Annotated in this window: 11 protein-coding genes; 5 read left to right on the forward strand and 6 right to left on the reverse strand. The window is 58.3% G+C overall.

Annotated elements, in window-relative coordinates:
* Positions 1–343 precede the first annotated feature (343 nt).
* Positions 344–658 carry an SCP2 sterol-binding domain-containing protein gene (locus F8N62_RS09950; RefSeq protein ID WP_020293838.1) on the reverse strand — a complete coding sequence of 105 codons (315 nt, stop codon included), beginning with the start codon at positions 656–658 and terminating at the stop codon, positions 344–346.
* A gap of 64 nt (positions 659–722) precedes the next feature.
* Positions 723–1,433, reverse strand: coding sequence for a histidine phosphatase family protein (locus F8N62_RS09955; protein WP_150710801.1), 711 nt, complete (start codon positions 1,431–1,433; stop codon positions 723–725).
* A 201-nt stretch (positions 1,434–1,634) separates the two neighbouring features.
* On the opposite strand from F8N62_RS09955, the gene sohB reads away from it, so the two are divergent.
* Entirely contained in the window at positions 1,635–2,657 is a 1,023-nt protein-coding gene (gene sohB, locus F8N62_RS09960) for a protease SohB (protein ID WP_150710802.1), read from the forward strand.
* Positions 2,658–2,841: 184 nt separating this feature from the next.
* Entirely contained in the window at positions 2,842–6,726 is a 3,885-nt protein-coding gene (locus tag F8N62_RS09965) for a leucine-rich repeat domain-containing protein (protein WP_224791357.1), read from the forward strand.
* Positions 6,727–6,771: 45 nt separating this feature from the next.
* Here F8N62_RS09965 and F8N62_RS09970 read toward each other — a convergent pair whose 3' ends face one another.
* Positions 6,772–7,266, reverse strand: a complete 495-nt coding sequence (locus F8N62_RS09970; protein ID WP_150710803.1) for a DUF934 domain-containing protein — start codon at positions 7,264–7,266, stop codon at positions 6,772–6,774.
* Positions 7,250–8,908, reverse strand: a complete 1,659-nt coding sequence (locus F8N62_RS09975; RefSeq protein WP_150710804.1) for a nitrite/sulfite reductase — start codon at positions 8,906–8,908, stop codon at positions 7,250–7,252. Before F8N62_RS09975 ends, F8N62_RS09970 begins: the two co-directional genes overlap by 17 nt.
* A gap of 523 nt (positions 8,909–9,431) precedes the next feature.
* On the opposite strand from F8N62_RS09975, the gene F8N62_RS09980 reads away from it, so the two are divergent.
* Positions 9,432–10,517: an ABC transporter substrate-binding protein gene (locus F8N62_RS09980; protein ID WP_150710805.1), complete on the forward strand. Its 1,086-nt coding sequence runs from the start codon at positions 9,432–9,434 to the stop codon at positions 10,515–10,517.
* On the opposite strand, the gene F8N62_RS09985 is transcribed toward F8N62_RS09980, so the two are convergent.
* On the reverse strand, positions 10,514–10,735 hold the full coding sequence (locus F8N62_RS09985; protein ID WP_150710806.1) for a DUF2970 domain-containing protein: 222 nt from the start codon (positions 10,733–10,735) through the stop codon (positions 10,514–10,516). The two genes, F8N62_RS09980 and F8N62_RS09985, sit on opposite strands and share 4 nt — an antisense overlap.
* 367 nt (positions 10,736–11,102) lie before the next feature.
* On the opposite strand from F8N62_RS09985, the gene F8N62_RS09990 reads away from it, so the two are divergent.
* On the forward strand, positions 11,103–12,239 hold the full coding sequence (locus F8N62_RS09990; protein WP_150710807.1) for a fibronectin type III domain-containing protein: 1,137 nt from the start codon (positions 11,103–11,105) through the stop codon (positions 12,237–12,239).
* 58 nt (positions 12,240–12,297) lie between these two features.
* Here F8N62_RS09990 and metH read toward each other — a convergent pair whose 3' ends face one another.
* Entirely contained in the window at positions 12,298–16,008 is a 3,711-nt protein-coding gene (gene metH, locus F8N62_RS09995; RefSeq protein ID WP_150710808.1) for a methionine synthase, read from the reverse strand.
* 155 nt (positions 16,009–16,163) lie between these two features.
* On the opposite strand from metH, the gene F8N62_RS10000 reads away from it, so the two are divergent.
* Positions 16,164–18,458, forward strand: coding sequence for a fatty acid cis/trans isomerase (locus F8N62_RS10000; protein WP_150710809.1), 2,295 nt, complete (start codon positions 16,164–16,166; stop codon positions 18,456–18,458).
* Positions 18,459–18,541 lie beyond the last annotated feature (83 nt).

Genomic DNA, 18,541 nt, shown 5'->3' on the forward strand with positions numbered 1-18,541 from the left:
GATCTTTCGATCTTTACTGCCACGGAAAGCAGGATCAAAAGATCGCAGCCTTCGGCAGCTCCCACGTTGAAAACGACGAATCCCACCACGAGGGGCGGGATTCGTTTGCAGCCAGGCGGACGGCAAATGCGCAGTGGGCCTGTTTTAACGCTCGGACAGATCGCTGGATGGACAGTGTAGGGAGCTGCCGAAGGCTGCGATCTTTCGATCTTTACTGCCACGGAAAGCAGGATCAAAAGATCGCAGCCTTCGGCAGCTCCTACGTTAAAAACGACGAATCCCGCCACGAGGGGCGGGATTCGTTTGCAGCCAGGCGTGCTCCCTTGTGCAGGGAGCGGCGCAATCAGGCCGGGAACAGCTCGGACAATTTCATCGCCAGCATCATGTCGCCTTCAGCGCGTAGTTTGCCGCCCATGAACGCTTGCATGCCGTCGGTCTCGCCGCTGACGATGCCTTGCAGGGTTTCGCCGTCCATCACCAGCGTGACCTGCGCGTCCGGGTTTTCGCCTTCTTGCAGCTCGCAAGTGCTGTCTTTGACGATCAGCGAGAAGTTTTTGGTGTCGTCGATGCGGAAACCGAAAACCAGGTCCAGACCGGCAGCGGCGGCTGGGTTGAACTTGGCTTTCATTGCTTGTACGGCGTCGGCTACGGAGGTCATGGTTCGATCCTTTCTTGGGTAATTAGAGCTGGGTGATTACAGCCAGGGTCACAATAGTCCGGACTCAGCGAAACGTGATGAGTTCCGGGGCTTTCAACAGTTGCAGGTGCGCCTGACTGTTGAAAGAAGCCAATGCCAACTCGCGCCCACGAAACTTCAGTTGGCTGAGCGAGGTGTTGACGATTTGCCAGTTCAGTTCAAAGGCCTGTTTTGCCGGCATTTGCGTAATGAGGTGGAGCAGGGCGGTGATGGTGCCGCCGGAGGTGAACACGGCGATTTTCTGAGTGTTGTCGGCGCTTTCGAGGATGCGCTGGAGTCCGGCCTGGACACGCTCGACAAAGCCCAGCCAGCTTTCAAGGCCTGGCGTGTCATAGGTGCCGGCCAGCCAGCGTTCGATGATCAGGGCGAAAATCCGCTGGAATTCGGCACGGTTTTGCGCGGCATTGCGCAAGACCTCCAGTGCGTCGGGCTCATCGTCCAGCATGGCGGGCAACAGCGCGCGGATCACCGCATCGGCGTCGAACTCGTTGAACGCCGAGTCGGTTTCCACCAATGGCACCGGCTGGCCCACGGCAGCGAACTGCGCCAATGCACTGCTGGCGGTATGTTGCTGGCGGCGAAGGTCGCCCGCGAGGCAGCGATCAAAGGTGATGCCCAGCCCGGCAAGGTGCTGACCGAGGACTTCTGCCTGGCGAATACCGGTCGGCGACAGGACGTCATAGTCGTCTGCACCAAAGGAGGCCTGGCCATGTCGAATCAAATAGATGCTGCCCACGTCCGCGTCATCCCGGTACGTTGAAGGTTCGGCGAGGTTATGAGGATGACGGTGAGCTGTCAATGAAAAAACATACGCTTGTTTGAAAGCCCCGTTTTAGCCTGTTGCCAGAGGTTTCCCGACTGGCCGCCAGACCGGGGCATGGGTATGCTGGTGGTATCCGCGCAGGTTCAGGTTGCGCATCGTACTAAAGGAGTCACTGTGGAGTTTTTGTCCGAATACGCCAGTTTCCTGGCCAAGACCGTGACACTGGTGATCGCCATTCTGGTGGTCCTGGCCAGTTTTGCGGCGTTGCGCAGCAAAGGTCGGCGCAAGTCGGCGGGACAGTTGCAAGTCAGCAAACTGAATGATTTCTACAAAGGGCTGCGCGAACGCCTGGAGCAGACCTTGCTCGACAAGGACCAGCTCAAGGCGCTGCGCAAGGTCGAAGCCAAGACTGATAAAAAACAGAAGAAGAAACCCGAGGCCAAATCCCGGGTGTTCGTGCTGGATTTCGACGGCGATATCAAAGCGTCGGCCACGGAGAGCCTGCGCCACGAGATCACTGCGCTGCTGACCCTGGCGACGCCAAAGGATGAAGTGGTGCTGCGCCTCGAAAGCGGCGGTGGCATGGTGCACAGCTACGGCCTGGCGTCCTCGCAGCTGGCGCGCATCCGCGACGCCGGCGTGCCGCTGACCGTGTGCATCGACAAGGTCGCGGCCAGCGGTGGCTACATGATGGCGTGCATTGGCGAGAAGATCATCAGCGCACCGTTCGCCATTCTCGGCTCGATCGGTGTGGTGGCGCAGTTGCCTAACGTCAATCGCCTGCTCAGGAAGCACGACATCGACTTTGAAGTGCTCACTGCCGGCGAATACAAGCGCACCTTGACCGTGTTTGGCGAAAACACTGAAAAGGGCCGCGAGAAGTTTCAGGAAGACCTCGACGTCACTCATCAGCTGTTCAAGAATTTCGTCTCCCGCTATCGCCCGCAACTGGCCATCGACGAGGTGGCCACCGGCGAAATCTGGCTCGGCGTTGCCGCGCTGGACCTGCAACTGGTGGACGAGCTCAAGACCAGTGACGAATACCTCTCAGAACGGGCGAAGAAATCCGAGCTGTACCACCTGCACTATGCCGAACGCAAAAGCCTGCAAGAGCGCATCGGCATGGCGGCCAGCGGCTCGGTCGACCGCGTTCTGCTCACTTGGTGGAGCCGGTTGACCCAGCAACGTTTCTGGTAACCCCCGAAGCCTGAACGGCATTACCTACAAAAAACCGTGGACCCTTCCACGGTTTTTTTTCGTCTGCAATACGTCTGTCCATTCGCAGCGAACTTTCCCTACAGTGCTGTCGATCACTCCGACGGTGGACCGAGGCCGGATTGGGTAGGGTAGTGTTTCTGAATTGACTGCAAAGGAATGCATCATGACTATGTTTTCGCCCCATCAAGTGTCTCCCCCGTACCCGACACTACCCCTGCGAATGCGTGACGAATTGAAAGCGGCGGTGGACACCGCGCTGCCGCAAACCCCCGGCCAGTTTGGCGGTCATCTGATCAGGCAAAAGTGGGGCGCGGACATCGATCCGCAGACGGCCTTGCTGGTGACCCTCGATTACGACTACCGGGGCCACGAGGCACAGAACGGCATTCATCAAGGGCAAGTGGGGAGCTCGCGCACGCTGGTGCAAACGCTGCTTTCCAATTACCAGACCGTCGGCGACGGGCGCTTTGGTGAAACCGCTTTTGGTTTATATACGCCGCCAGATGTCGGGCCAGCTGTTCGTATTGTCGAAAATGTCGACGAATTCGCTGATCACGGCAGCGGTAATCATCGTACTTACGAAGGCATTTATCGCCAGACAACCCCGCAAGCCTATGGGCCTGATACCCAAATCAAGCTGAGACCGGCCGATTTCAAGAAATGGGTCTGGGAACTGGATTTGAAGGATTTGTATGAATCCTACCTGCAACGGTCCTGGCCTTCGGACGAAACCATTGCAGCTTCCAGACCTTACCCATTGAGAACCTCGGCCAAGGCTGCTTTTGTCATGACCGCGTGGTTGCAACATCAGGAAAACAGCGTGTCCCCAAAAGGCCTGGCGCTGGCGATGCGTGCGGCGGGATTGCCGGCCGATCAAACATGGGACGCGTTGACAATGGGCCAGCTGCAAGCTTCGACGCGGCTGTCTGCCGGCGTCGAGGGCGGTCGATTAAAGCTCTATCGATACACCGCGAGGGATATCTGGTGCTACCGCGACCGATCCACCGGCCGCGTGCTGTTGTATATCCCCGGCAATTCGTCACCGCTGCATGAGTTCGCCAACAGCGGCCAACTGCACCAATGGATAGTTGAACAGGGAAAAACAGCCGCAACCCGACAGGCAGTGGCTGCGCACTTCGCTGATGAGGATCGCGAAGACGGGACGTTTCATGCGGGCGTGCTCACGGCGCTGGAGGGCATGGCGATTTATCCGCGCCAGTATCACCTGACCAAAGAATCGGGGTTTTTCAACAACGACGGTTATTGGGACCCGGCCGATTACATCGACATCGACATGACTTCCTCGAGCACTGATTCGTTCGCGCAGTTGGTCCTCAGCATGAAGCAGTCGGCCATCGCCAGTAACCAGATCATCCGCGACGACGCCGATGTCAATCGCGCCAATTTGAGCGCCATCGTCGAGCCCATTGTCCAGTGGGTCAATCAGTTCGGCCCGCTGGCGCTGTTTGTGCCTGGAGGGGAGGGGTTGTTGGTCCTCGCCGGGATGATCGACGTCGGGTATGGCCTGGATCAGGCGGTCAACGGGGAGACTGCCAGTCAGCGTTCGCAGGGTGTGACCCGAACCGTGTTCGGTGTGCTCAATGCGCTGCCGCTGATACCTGCCGTGGGTTCGCTTGGCAAAGACGGGGCGCAGTTGGCTGAGCTGACAGAGCTGGAGCACGACAGCGGCGGCTCAAGCCAGCCGATCGAAGAACACGTGGCGCCCCCAGCGCCCCTGCAACCGCAAGTACCGATGCTGACGCGAGTAGACCTTCTGCGCGGCGTCGGTGCCCCGGCCGGGACCTTCACGGATGAAGTGCTGGCACAGATTGGCAAGGTCAGCGCCGTCGATAACGACATGCTGCGGCTGATGCAGGCCGGGCGTGCGCCGACGCCGCTTCTGGCCGACATCGTGGATCGATTCAGGATCGATCAAGAAGTTACAGCACTGGGCGACCCATCGACTGCGCCGGCCGAATTCAACCGTCGATATCAGGCGCTTCAGCAGTCGGAGCACCCATGGGTGCAACTGTTTCAACGGACCTACCCCGATCTGCCCAAATCAGCGGTGGAGCAAATGTTCGATCGCTACGGCGGCGATTTCAAGGCGGCCCCCGACCCTGAACTCGCCAAGGAGCTGTTCAGTCAACTGGACGGCAAGGCTCGCCACTACCAGCAGCATGTGCGCCTCAATCGGGCTTATGAGGCGCTCTATCTTCGTTCCGTCACCAGTGCTGAATCGGACACGCTGGCCTTGCACTCACTCGTGAATCTGCCGGGATGGCCCAAAGGATTGCGAATCGAAGTGCTCGACGGTTCGCTGGGCGGGCGAGTGCTGGATCGTGCCGGTCCAATCGACTCGCCCGATGGCCTGCGTCTGATCAAGGTCAAGGAGCTGTATCAGTCGGCTTCTGCTGTCAGTGCGACGAATTTCTACGGAGCGGTCGCACAGGCCCTGTCCAGGGACGAACGCTCGGCCTTGCAACTGCTGTCCGAAGATCCCGGCGCCGAGCTGAAACTTCAAATCAGTGAACACCCGCTGTCTCGTTCCGGGTTGGCAACTGGCCTGGACCGAATGAACTCGGGACTCGCGTTTGAGCCACAGGGGCTCAAGGGTGGAGGGTTTCCGAATACACCTGTAGACGAAGCCTTCCCGCAAGCCATGAAAAGGTTGTACCTGAGGGATGTCTATCCCGAGCTCACTGATGCAGACGCCGATGTGGAACTGGCGCGAATGGGCGGCAGTTACCTGGACCATATCGCTCGATTAAAAATTCAACTTCAGCAGTTGTACGCTGATATGAACGACTGGATTAATCGGGTGGCGCAAGACATCAGCGATATGGGCGTACCTCTACTGAACGCCGGCGATCCCGAGGCAGCCGGTATGAATGCCGCGCAACTGGCAGCCCATAATGCCGCATTGATCCAGGAGGTAATGACAAATGAGGTGAACACCCGAATGGAACTGGCTGACGAACTTATTTCCGTGTGGCGTAAGCGTCCTCCGCAGCCACATAGCCGCTACTCGGGTAACCATACAGTCGGCTTCACGATGAACCTGGAAAATGAAAACTTTCATCGTTTACCCGGGTTCAACGTTCGACTGAATGATGTCGTCGGTTTGAATATGCGCAATTTTCAAATGAACGTGATTTCCAGCCTGGATGAGTTTCTTGAGGCCTTTCCCAATCTGCAGACGCTGGATCTGGAAGACGTGGACTTGCGGTTTGAAATTGCCAACGTGCTACAGGATGGTGAACTACCCGTCATTATTCCCGAGTTAACGCGTCTCACTTCATTGAACTTGCGCAACACTCACTTGAAATTAAGTGAGCGCAATGCCGGGAAGTTAGATGACCTGACCAATCTTCAACACCTCGACATGAGCGATAACCCCTTGGGCGATCCGCCCTTGGTGATGAGCCTGTATCAACTGCGGTCTCTGAATTTGAACAACACAGGGATTAAAGTCTGCCCGACCGGGATCATGGATCGACCCTATTTGACGCTGCTGGATTTGGGTGATAACCAGATCACACGCGTGCCGCCGGCGGTACTGAGTCAGGCGATTGCCCGGGATCGAGTGATACTGGGGGGCAACCCGATCACCGACGAAGATACCTTGCAGCGGTTGGTGACGCATCGGGAGCAAACGGGCATTAACCTTTGGCGGAGCGTGGCGGACGCCAATTATGGCAACCCTGCGGTCTGGTTGAACGGCATTGCAGATGGACCAGCGAATGCCCGATTAGCGATTTGGCAACAACTGGCGCTCAGGCCGAGCGGCGCACGATTTTTAGGGATCATCAATACCCTGACGCTCACCGCGGATTTCCGGGTCAATTATCTGGATTTTCAAACCCGGGTATGGCGGTTATTGACTGAAGCAGATGCTTCGAATGAATTGTGGGGGCGATTGACCCAGGATGTGCCGTTGCGCGACGACCCGCTTGCAGCGTTCAAAACCCTGGAGGACAGGGCGCGACTTTACGCCCACTGGGTGACGTTGGGGCGGCCATTTCCGGCCGTAGGGGATCCGACGTAACAACCGACGAGCCTTGAACCCCGCAAGGGGTTCAAGGCATCACGATCAACGGCGACGGAACAGCGGCAGCGGTTCGTCGGTGGCGGCCTGATAGGTCACCGAAAAATCCTTGAGACTTTCAAGGGCTTCGTACGGGTCTTTATCGGCGCGAATGGCAAAGGCGTCGAAACCGCAGCGATGCAGATAGAACAACTGGTCGCGCAGCACGTCGCCAATCGCCCGCAGTTCGCCTTTGAAACCGTAGCGGTCACGCAGCAAGCGGGCGTTGGAGTAGTTGCGGCCATCGGTGAAGGCCGGGAAATTCAGGGCGATAACCTGGAAGTTGTCCACGTCGTCACCGATTTCTTCGGCTTCTTCGTCAGCATCCAGCCACACACCCAGACCGCCGTCGCGGGCCTTGAGCATGCGGCCGTGTTCGCGCCACAGCGTCAACGGGACGATGTAGTCGTCGCAGTTGCTGATCTCGTCAATGTTGAAATCCTTGGGCAGCAGGTGCCAGGTTTCGTCGACGACTTCGTTGTTCTTAATGATTCGCTGCATAGACACGCTCCTTGAAGAGGTCGATGCCAATACGCTGGTAAGTGTCGATGAAGCGCTCGTCTTCGGTACGTTGTTCGATGTACACGTCGATCAGCTTCTCGATCACATCAGGCATGGCTTCCTGGGCGAAGGACGGGCCGAGGATCTTGCCCAGGCTGGCGTCGCGACTGGCGCTGCCGCCGAGGGAGACCTGGTAGAACTCTTCGCCTTTCTTGTCCACCCCGAGGATGCCGATGTGGCCGACATGGTGGTGACCACAGGCGTTCATGCAACCGGAGATGTTCAGGTCGAGTTCGCCGATGTCGAACAGGTAATCCAGGTCGTCAAAACGGCGCTGGATCGATTCGGCGATCGGGATCGACTTGGCGTTGGCCAGCGAGCAGAAATCACCGCCAGGGCAGCAGATGATGTCGGTCAGCAAACCGATGTTCGGCGTGGCGAAACCTTGCTCGCGCAACTCGCCCCACATCGCGAACAGTTGCGACTGTTCAACGTCGGCCAGAATGATGTTCTGCTCGTGGGAGGTGCGCAGCTGACCGAAGCTGTAGCGATCCGCCAGGTCGGCGACGGCGTCGAGCTGCTTGTCGGTGATGTCGCCCGGCGCAACACCGGTCGGCTTCAGGGACAGGGTTACGGCGACATAGCCCGGCTTTTTGTGCGCCAGGGTGTTGCGTGTGCGCCAGCGGGCGAAACCCGGGTGTTGCTGGTCGAGCGCGGCGAGTTCGGCGCTCTGGTTGTCCAGCGCCTTGTAGTCCGGGTCGACAAAGTGTTTGGCGACACGATGGACTTCAGCCTCGGTCAGCGTGGTCTGGCCATCGCGAAGGTGTTCCATTTCCGCGTCGACTTTCTGCGCGAAGACTTCAGGCGTCAGGGCCTTGACCAGAATCTTGATCCGCGCCTTGTACTTGTTGTCGCGACGGCCATAGCGGTTGTACACACGCAGGATGGCGTCGAGGTAGCTCAACAAGTGCTGCCACGGCAGGAATTCATTGATGAAGGCGCCGACTACCGGGGTACGCCCGAGGCCACCACCGACCAGTACCCGGAAACCCAGCTCGCCAGCGGCGTTGTGCACCGGCTCGAGGCCGATGTCATGGACTTCGATGGCAGCACGGTCGGAGGTCGAACCGTTGATGGCGATCTTGAACTTGCGCGGCAGGTAGGCGAATTCCGGGTGGAAAGTCGTCCACTGGCGCACGATCTCGCACCACGGGCGCGGGTCGATCAGCTCATCGGCCGCGACACCGGCGAACTGGTCAGTGGTGACGTTGCGCAGGCAGTTGCCGCTGGTCTGGATCGCGTGCATCTGCACGGTGGCCAGCTCTTCGAGGATGTCCGGGATGTCTTCCAGCGCCGGCCAGTTGAACTGAACGTTCTGGCGGGTACTGATGTGGGCATAGCCCTTGTCGTAGTCGCGGGCAACCTTGGCCATCATTCGCGTCTGGCGCGAAGTCAGCTGACCGTAAGGCACCGCCACTCGCAACATCGGCGCGAAGCGCTGGACATAAAGCCCGTTTTGCAGACGCAGGGGGCGGAATTCTTCTTCGCTCAGCTCGCCTGCCAGATAGCGTCGGGTCTGATCCCGGAACTGCTTGACGCGGTCCTCGATGATCCGCTGATCGTACTCGTCGTATACGTACATATAAGTCCTGTTCTCAGGCTTGGGCCGGTCGGATCCAGTGGCGTTTTCGCTTGCTGAAGTCTCCGATACTGCCTCGGCAATTCTGCGCGCACGGCCGCGCACTCCCTACGGAGCCGGGGCAAGATACCAGTTTGGAGTTATGCGCAAAAGTGATGTTTGAGTATATGTAAAGAACCAAAACGACTAACGAGAATCGTTTTGGTAAAACCCGTATTTGTGGTGTGGGCAATCATCGTCTTAACTGTGGTCGAGTCTTTATGCAATCACCGATAAAACCGACAAGAGGCGATGCAATGAGCAACCCTACCAAAGCTTCAAAGCCTGACAGTACGGTCGATGCCTGGGCCATTCTGTTTCTGATCATATTGGTCGTGGGGACGGCAGTTTTCTGGGTCAGCCATCAATAACCGACCCCGTTCGGGCCCGGTGCCGACGATTGTCGGACAATAACTGCATCAAATGCCGTTTTTCGAACGTTCGCTGGCTATAATGCGCGGCGAATTTTCGAGGGCCCGGACGTCAAATGTTAAAGTTTTTTTGCACCTGCCTGCTCATGCTGGGCGCCCTCTACGGCCCTATTGCGCGTGCGGAATCGGTGTTGTTCCTCAATCCCGGAACCACCGGGGAAGCGTTTTGGGTCAGCTATTCGCGATTCATGCAGGCCGCCGCCACCGAACTGCACGTGGACCTGCGCATTCAATACTCGGACCGCAAGAGTGAGAACACCCTGAAACAGGCGCGCGAAGCGCTGCAAGGGCCTAATCGTCCGGACTATCTGGTGTTCGTCAACGAGCAGTACATCGCGCCGCAGATCCTGCGCCTGGCACGGGGCAGCGGGGTCAAGCTGTTTATGGTCAACAATGCCTTGACCCCGGATCAGGTGCGCCTGCTCGGTGCGCACCCTGATCAACACCCGGACTGGCTGGGCAGCCTCGTGCCGAATGATGAAGAGGGTGGCTACCTGATGCTCAAGGAGCTGATTCGCCTGCATCCTCCGGTCGCGGCAGGCCAGGTGATCGAGTTACTGGCTTTTTCCGGACTGAAAATTACCCCCGCCGCGCAATTGCGTGAAAAAGGCCTGATGCGTGCGCTGGCCGAGCATCCCGAGGTGCGGCTGCGGCAGTTGGTGTATGGCGAATGGACGCGTGAACGCGCTTATGAGCAGGGCAGATTGTTGTTCAAGCGTTACCCGAACGCTTCGCTGATATGGACCGCCAACGACGAAATGTTCGCCGGCGCCCTGCAAGCGTACGCAGAAACGGGCCGCCTGCCGGGCAGGGACGCCGTGTTTGGAACCATCAATAATTCACCGATGGCCTTGCAGGCGTTGCTGGACGGTCGACTCAGCGTGTTGCTGGGCGGGCATTTCAGCCTGGGTGGCTGGGCCCTCGTGCAGTTGCACGACTACGACCAGGGTGTGGACATCAGCCAATACGGCGGTCGCGATGTGCAGATTCCGCTGTTGCAGCTGATTGACCGGGCACAGGCCAGACGCCTGATGACGCTGGGCGTCAAACAGGATTACGGGGTGGATTTCCAGAAGCTCTCGGCCAAGGGGCGGCCAGTGTCCTATCGCTATCCCTTCAGCCTGCAAACCCTGATGCGCTAAACCCCGGCCAGCAGCAACACCAGTTGCACGATGCCGAACAGCGACAGCGCAAAGACCGCCGTGAACAGAACCCCCAACATGACGAAATGACTGGGCTTGCCGTGAGTGAAATCCCGGGCCCGGTTCTTCCCGCTCTGCACCCCGAACGCCGCCGCCATCACGCTGTGAAGCATCTGCCAGAAAGTGGGCGGCTTGTTGTTGTCGACTGGATCGTCCATAAACCCCTCGTCACCGATGTGTGAAGAGTAAGCATAGACAATTCAAAAAAGATCGCAGCCTGCGGCAGCTCCTACAAGGGTGTACACATAACTCTGTAGGAGCTGCCGCAGGCTGCGATCTTTTGATCTTAGTTGTCGTAACCCAGATTCGGCGCCAGCCACCGCTCAGTCACGCTCAATTCCTGATACTTGTTGACCTCACCACGGAATGTACCGGTTGCTGCGGTCATTAAGATTTCAGTTTCTTTTTTTTAATAAATCAGGTGAACCTGTTATTTGTGATAGTAGATAAATCTCACAGCCAAGTGTTTACTGGTTTTGCAAAACACCCAAAGTAATTGAACATATAATCTGTGAGACGATGAGAATGACGAATTACAACTCGAATGATAATGCTGTTCGTCCGGGCATGCCGGAAGACTTTATAGTAAACAATATCAATAACAATTCTGCGTTAGCGAAGTGGAAATTACCCACTGATAGTAATGCCTACAGAAGTTTTATTGGTCTTTCTGGGGCATCTGAACAGGAAGTCGTGGGTGAGCAGTGGCAAATCGAAAATTTGTTGCCTGACACCCAGTATCTAATTCGTTTGCAGATTGAAAATCAACTGGGGCAGCGTTCACGTCCCGAGTATGTCCCGTTCAACACATCGGTTGAGCCACTGACATCCCCATCAGGCTTGCGGGTACTGCAGGACGATACGGGCAGTGTGACGCTGGGCTGGGAGGCTTCCACTGGTGGCGTAGAGCCCATTAACAGTGAGGTTTCCGATGGCGGTGGTATTTATGCAACCACAGGTCAACTGACGCAGGTTGTGGACAATCTGGCGCCTGGTACTAAGTACGAGTTCTCTGTTGCATGCTTTGATATAACCGGCACATTTTCGCAGTCAATTTCGATTCAACATACCACGCCATCCAGTTTGAAATTGCGCGGTGTTATTCTGTCGCCCGAGCATGATCCACATGAGTACGAAGATCACGAAGCAGCACCACGAACAGCCTTTCCAGGGGCTAAAGTGCAATTCGTCGTTGAAGGCGGAATTCCCCCGTATAAAATAGATCTTCTCGGTAGTACCGCGGCAACGGTTGATGGTTTGGTGGTGACATTATTACGGAAAGCAGGCATAGCTCTGAAGATTGAAGACAGTCGGGGTGCGGAAGTGCCCTACTTGATCAATCCTCTCTACTGGTTCAGCACGCCGTCAAATGCAACTTTCACTCACCGCCAGGCTCAGGCGGGAGGAACGTTGCCGGACGTACATATCATGAGCAATCGAGGTGGACCTGGCGACAGGCAGGTTGGAACATTGTGCTCGGAATGGGGGGATTTGACCAAGCAGGGCTGGCCAAAAAAAGACGACGATACTGTCTACTACTGGACTGTAAATGCTTCAAGCGAACCACCTCTCGGCAAAACCTATGAAGCAGTCGGAGTGGCAAACAATATGTGGGGTGGGCGGTTAGAGACGCGTGCATATTTCACCACCTACGTTTCCTAGCATCGTGCAAGCATGCCGCTCAAACCCGGCGGCATGCTTGATTGACTCCGTCCTGTAGTCAGTTGTCATACCCCAGATTCGGCGCCAGCCACCGCTCGGTCACGCTCAATTCCTGGCCTTTGCGCGACGTGTAGCTTTGCACCTGATCCTTGTCGATCTTGCCCACGGCGAAGTACTGCGCCTGTGGGTGAGCGAAGTACCAGCCGCTGACCGCTGCCGCCGGGAACATTGCGTAGTGTTCCGTGAGGAATACACCGCTGCGACCCGCCTGCATTTCGCTGGCTTCAGGGTCGAGCAATGCGAACAGCGTCGATTTCTCGGTGTGATCCGGGCACGCCGGGTAGCCCGGGGCAGGGCGGATGCCGGTGTATTGCTCTTTGATCAGCGCTTCGTTGTCGAGCGTCTCGTCCTTGGCGTAACCCCAGTGCTCTTTGCGCACCTGCTGGTGCAGCCATTCGGCGCAGGCTTCGGCCAGGCGGTCGGCCAGGGCTTTGACCATGATCGAGTTGTAGTCGTCGCCAGCATCCTGATACGCCTTGGCCACTTCTTCGGCGCCGATGCCGGCAGTAGTGATGAAGCCGCCGACGTAATCGGTGATTTCGCTGTCCTTGGGCGCCACGAAGTCGGCCAGGGAGAAGTTTGGCTTGCCGTCGGTCTTGATGATCTGCTGGCGCAAGTGATGCAGCTTGGCCAATGGCTTGCCGTCATCGCCGTAGACTTCGATGTCGTCGTCGCGCACCTGATTGGCCGGCCAGAAACCGAACACCGCGCGGGCACTGATCAGTTTTTCGTTGATCAACTTGTCGAGCATTTCCCGGGCATCGGCGTAGAGCGAAGTGGCGGCTTCCCCAACCACTTCGTCGGTGAGGATGCGCGGGAACTTGCCGGCCAGGTCCCAGGAGATAAAGAACGGCGTCCAGTCGATGTATTCGGCCAGCACCTTCAAATCGATGTTGTCCAACACCCGGGAACCGGTAAAAGCCGGTTTGACCGGGACGTAGGCGCTCCAGTCAAACTGCGGCTTCTTGGCGATGGCTGCCGGGTAGCTCAGGCGTTCGGTGCGGGCGCTGCGGTTGGCGGTGCGTTCGCGGACCTCGATGTACTCCAGACGGGTTTTCTCGACAAAACCGGCCTTCAATTCCTTGGACAACAACTGCGTCGCCACGCCCACGGCGCGGGAAGCGTCGGTGACGTAGATCACCGCGTCGTTGCTGTACTTGGGCTCGATCTTGACCGCCGTGTGCGCCTTGGAGGTGGTCGCGCCGCCGATCATCAACGGCAGATGGAAGTCCTGGCGCTGCATCTCGCGGGCGACGTGAACCATTTCATCCAGCGAAGGCGTGATCAGACCTGACAGGCCAATGATGTCGCACTTCTGCTCCTTGGCCACTTGCAGGATTTTCTCCGCCGGCACCATCACCCCGAGGTCGACAATGTCGTAGCCGTTACAGCCGAGCACCACGCCGACGATGTTCTTGCCAATGTCGTGCACGTCGCCCTTTACCGTGGCCATCAGGATCTTGCCCTTGGCTTCCGGTTTGTCGCCTTTCTCCAGTTCGATGAACGGAATCAAGTGGGCCACGGCCTGTTTCATCACGCGGGCGGATTTCACCACCTGCGGCAGGAACATTTTGCCGGCGCCGAACAGGTCGCCAACGATGTTCATGCCGGACATCAGCGGGCCTTCGATCACTTCGATCGGACGGGAGAACGACTGGCGCGACTCTTCTGTATCTTCAACGATGTGCGTGGTGATGCCCTTGACCAGCGCGTGTTCCAGACGCTTGTTGACCTCCCAGCCGCGCCACTCTTCGGTCTCGGCTTCCTTGACGCTGCCGTCGCCCTTGTACTTGTCGGCGATGGCGAGGAGGGCGTCGGTGCCTTCCGGGGTGCGGTTGAGCACGACGTCTTCGACAGCGTCACGCAACTCGGCCGGGATCTGGTCGTAGATCTCCAGCTGGCCGGCGTTGACGATGCCCATGGTCAGACCGTTGCGGATCGCATACAGCAGGAACACCGAGTGAATCGCCTCGCGCACCGGGTTGTTGCCACGGAAGGAGAACGACACGTTGGACACGCCACCGGAGGTCAGCGCATACGGCAGTTCGTCGCGTATGTAGGCGCAGGCGTTGATGAAGTCCACAGCGTAGTTGTTGTGTTCTTCAATGCCGGTGGCCACGGCGAAGATGTTCGGGTCGAAGATGATGTCTTCCGGCGGGAAGCCGACTTCGTTGACCAGAATGTCGTAGGAGCGTTTGCAGATCTCTTTCTTGCGTGCTTCGGTGTCGGCCTGGCCAGCTTCATCGAAGGCCATCACCACGACTGCGGCGCCGTAGCGTTTGCACAGTTTGGCGTGATGGATGAACTGCTCGACGCCTTCTTTCATGCTGATCGAGTTGACGATGCCCTTGCCCTGGATGCACTTGAGGCCGGCTTCGATCACTTCCCATTTGGAGGAGTCGATCATGATCGGCACGCGGGAGATGTCCGGTTCGCCGGCAATCAGATTGAGGAAGGTCACCATGGCCTTCTTCGAATCGAGCATCCCCTCGTCCATGTTGATGTCGATAATCTGGGCGCCGGCCTCGACCTGTTGCAGGGCGACTTCCAGGGCTTCGGTGTAGTTGTCTTCACGGATAAGGCGGGCGAATTTTGCCGAACCGGTGATGTTGGTGCGCTCGCCGACGTTGACGAACAACGAGCTGCGATCGATGGTGAACGGTTCCAGGCCCGAGAGGCGGCAAGCCTTGGGAATCTCCGGGATCTGGCGCGGTGCATAGCCGGCCACGGCTTTGGCGATGGCCTCGATGTGGCCCGGGGTGGTCCCGCAGCAGCCGCCGACGATGTTGAGGAAGCCGCTCTGGGCGAACTCTTCGATGACTTTCGCGGTTTCCGACGGCAGTTCGTCGTACTCGCCGAATTCGTTCGGCAGGCCGGCGTTCGGGTGCGCCGACACGTGGGTGCCGGCCTTGTTCGACAGTTCTTCGAGGTACGGGCGCAATTCGCTGGCCCCGAGGGCGCAGTTCAGGCCGACCGAAATCGGCTTGGCGTGGGCCACGGAGTTCCAGAACGCTTCGGTGGTCTGGCCCGACAGGGTGCGGCCAGAGGCGTCGGTGATGGTCCCGGAAATCATGATTGGCAGTTCGATGCCCAACTCCTCGAACACCCCTTGCACGGCGAAGATCGCGGCTTTCGCGTTAAGGGTGTCGAAAATGGTTTCGATCAGGATCAGGTCGGCGCCGCCTTCAATCAGGCCTTTGGTGGCCTCGGTGTAGTTCTCCACCAGTTCATCGAAAGTCACGTTGCGGTAGCCGGGGTTGTTCACATCCGGGGACAGCGAACAGGTGCGGCTGGTCGGCCCGATCACGCCGGCGACGAAGCGCGGCTTGTCCGGGGTTTCCAGGGTCTTGGCATCGGCCACCTTGCGCGCCAGCCGTGCGCCTTCTACGTTTAACTCGTACGCGAGGCCTTGCATGCCGTAGTCGGCCAGGGACACCTGGGTGGCGTTGAAGGTGTTGGTTTCCAGAATGTCGGCGCCGGCATCCAGGTAGGCCTTTTCAATCGAGCCGATCACATCCGGGCGGGTCAGCACCAACAGGTCGTTGTTGCCTTTGACATCGCTCGGCCAGTCTGCAAAGCGTTTGCCACGGTAATCCTGCTCTTCGAGCTTGTAGCTCTGGATCATCGTGCCCATGCCGCCATCGAGAATCAGGATGCGCTCTTTGAGGGCGTGCTTGAGGGCTTGAAGGCGAACACTGCGATCGGACATTGGGACTACTCGGAAAGACCATGACGAAGGGGCGGGATCATAGCAAACCTGTGCGGTTTTAGAGCATGTGTGGTTTTTGCATGAATATCGCTCATGTTGGCGCAGGGGCCTCGCCTGTAGAATCGCGGCGTTTTTTCATGATCGGGACCAGGGACATGTCTTTTCGCGTCGTCAGCATTGTTTTGCTGTTTTCAAGCTGGGGCGCTGCCGCGCAGGAAGCGGTCAATTTCTCTGCCATTTCCTACAGCCGCGACATCCAGCCGATCTTCACCGAGAAGTGTGTGGCCTGCCATGCCTGCTACGACTCCGCCTGTCAGTTGAACCTGGGCAGTGGCGAAGGGGCGGCCCGTGGCGCCACCAAGTCCCCGGTCTACGACGGTGAAAGAAGTCAGGCTGCCGCGCCGACCCGGTTGTTTTACGACGCCTTCGGCAAACGTGCCTGGCAGCAAAAGGGCTTCTATTCAGTGCTCGACGCTCAGGGCAGTCAGGCGGCGTTGATGGCGCGGATGCTGGAACTGGGTCACAAAACTTCGTTGCAACCCAACGCCAAATTGCCGCAAGACATGGTTCTTGGCCTTAATCGGGAAAACAGCTGCGCCATGCCCGCCGAGTTCGACGGCTACGCCAGCACTCATCCGAAGGAAGGCATGCCGCTGGCCGTTACCGGCCTGACCGACCAGCAATACCAGACGTTGCAACGCTGGCTCGCCTCGGGTGCGCCGATTGATGAGCAAGGTCTGGTGCCTTCCGCCAGGGAAGCCTTGCAGGTGGTGCAGTGGGAAAACCTGCTGAATGCCCCGGGCGCGCGGCAGAGTCTTGTCGGTCGATGGTTGTTCGAGCACTGGTTTCTCGCGCATCTTCATTTCAAGGACGGCGAGCCGGGGCATTTCTTCCAGTGGGTGCGTTCGCGCACGCCAACCGGCCAGCCGATTGATCTGATCAACACGCGGCGCCCGAATGACGATCCGGGTACTCAGGTGTATTACCGTTTGTGGCCGGTGCAAGGCGTGATTGTGCAGAAAACCCACATCACCTACCCGCTGAGCCCGGCGAAGATGGCGCGGGTCAAAAGCCTGTTCTACAGCGGCAACTGGCAGGTCAACGCCTTGCCGGGTTACGGGCCGGAACGCCGGGCCAATCCGTTCACCACGTTTGAATCGATCCCGGCGCAGGCGCGGTATCAGTTCATGCTCGATAACGCCGAATACTTCGTTCGCACCTTTATCCGCGGCCCGGTGTGTCGCGGCCAGATTGCCACCGACGTGATTCGCGACCACTTCTGGGCGCTGTTCCAGGCACCGGAACACGACCTCTATATCACTGACCCCAACTATCGCGGCCAGGCCACGCCTTTGTTGGCGATGCCGGGGCAGAACGATGATGTCGGCAGTGTCCTCAGCCTGTGGCATGACTATCGCAACAAGCGCAATGAATACGAGGCCTTGCGCCGCGACTACTATGCCGACTCACCGGCGCCAAGCTGGTCGACTTTGTGGGCCGGCAACGACAATGCGTTGCTGAGCATCTTCCGGCATTTCGACAGTGCTTCGGTAAATAAAGGCTTGATCGGAGATGTGCCACAGACCCTGTGGCTGTTCGATTTTCCGCTGCTGGAGCGCACCTATTATCAGTTGGCGGTCAACTTCGATGTGTTTGGCAACGTCTCCCATCAAGCGCAGACGCGCCTTTACTTCGACCTGATTCGCAATGGCGCCGAGCAGAACTTCCTGCGCCTGATGCCCGCCGACTCCCGGGATGACTACCTCGACGACTGGTACCAGAGCGGCGGAAAATTCAAGATGTGGATGGACTACGAGTCCATCGACAACGACAAGCCGACCGCGCTGACACTCGACGAGAAAGACCCGAAGCGCGATTTTGCCATGCAGCTGCTGTCGCGCTATGGCGAGTTGAATGCCAGGCCCGATCCGATCAACCGCTGCGATGGGGCCTATTGCTCGCGGCCGAACATTGACCCGGCATTGCAGAGCGCCGAGCAGGCGCTGAGCCGTCTGACTTCGCGTCCGGCCGCCGGAATGAAAGTCATCGACCAATTGCCCGAGGCGACCCTGCTGCGCATCGAAACGGCGAGCGGTCAACGCGAGGTCTACAGCCTGCTGCGCAACCGCGCCCACAGCAACGTGGCATTCCTGCTCGGCGAGGCGCGACGTTATCAGCCGGGGCTCGACACGTTGACGATTTATCCGGGCGTGCTCAGCAGTTATCCGAATTTCATCTTCAATGTGCCCGCCGATCAAATACCGGCCTTCGTCGAGGCCATGGAAAACGCCAGGGATGCCCAGCGTTTCGAGAAAATCGTCGAGCGCTGGGGCATTCGCCGCAGCCATCCGCAGTTCTGGTTTTACTTCCATGACCTGAGTCGCTACGTCCACGAGACCGACCCGGTGGAAGAGGGCGTGCTGGACATGAACCGCTACGAGAATCTTTGATCGACTTTTGATCGATGCCCGGTGTCTCAATCTCATCTGCGCCGCTGACCCCTGTGGGAGCGGGCTTGCCCGCGATTGCGGTG

Source organism: Pseudomonas fluorescens (genome assembly GCF_902497785.1).
Classification (GTDB): Bacteria; Pseudomonadota; Gammaproteobacteria; order Pseudomonadales; family Pseudomonadaceae; genus Aquipseudomonas; species Aquipseudomonas fluorescens_BO.

Excerpts from the sequence above, each read along its gene's own strand:
- F8N62_RS09975 (WP_150710804.1), bottom strand. The coding sequence starts at position 8,908 with ATGTACGTATACGACGAGTACGATCAGCGGATCATCGAGGACCGCGTC.
- F8N62_RS10000 (WP_150710809.1), top strand. The coding sequence starts at position 16,164 with ATGTCTTTTCGCGTCGTCAGCATTGTTTTGCTGTTTTCAAGCTGGGGC.
- F8N62_RS09970 (WP_150710803.1), bottom strand. The coding sequence starts at position 7,266 with ATGCAGCGAATCATTAAGAACAACGAAGTCGTCGACGAAACCTGGCAC.
- metH (WP_150710808.1), bottom strand. The coding sequence starts at position 16,008 with ATGTCCGATCGCAGTGTTCGCCTTCAAGCCCTCAAGCACGCCCTCAAA.
- F8N62_RS09950 (WP_020293838.1), bottom strand. The coding sequence starts at position 658 with ATGACCTCCGTAGCCGACGCCGTACAAGCAATGAAAGCCAAGTTCAAC.
- F8N62_RS09985 (WP_150710806.1), bottom strand. The coding sequence starts at position 10,735 with ATGGACGATCCAGTCGACAACAACAAGCCGCCCACTTTCTGGCAGATG.
- F8N62_RS09965 (WP_224791357.1), top strand. The coding sequence starts at position 2,842 with ATGACTATGTTTTCGCCCCATCAAGTGTCTCCCCCGTACCCGACACTA.
- F8N62_RS09980 (WP_150710805.1), top strand. The coding sequence starts at position 9,432 with ATGTTAAAGTTTTTTTGCACCTGCCTGCTCATGCTGGGCGCCCTCTAC.
- F8N62_RS09990 (WP_150710807.1), top strand. The coding sequence starts at position 11,103 with ATGACGAATTACAACTCGAATGATAATGCTGTTCGTCCGGGCATGCCG.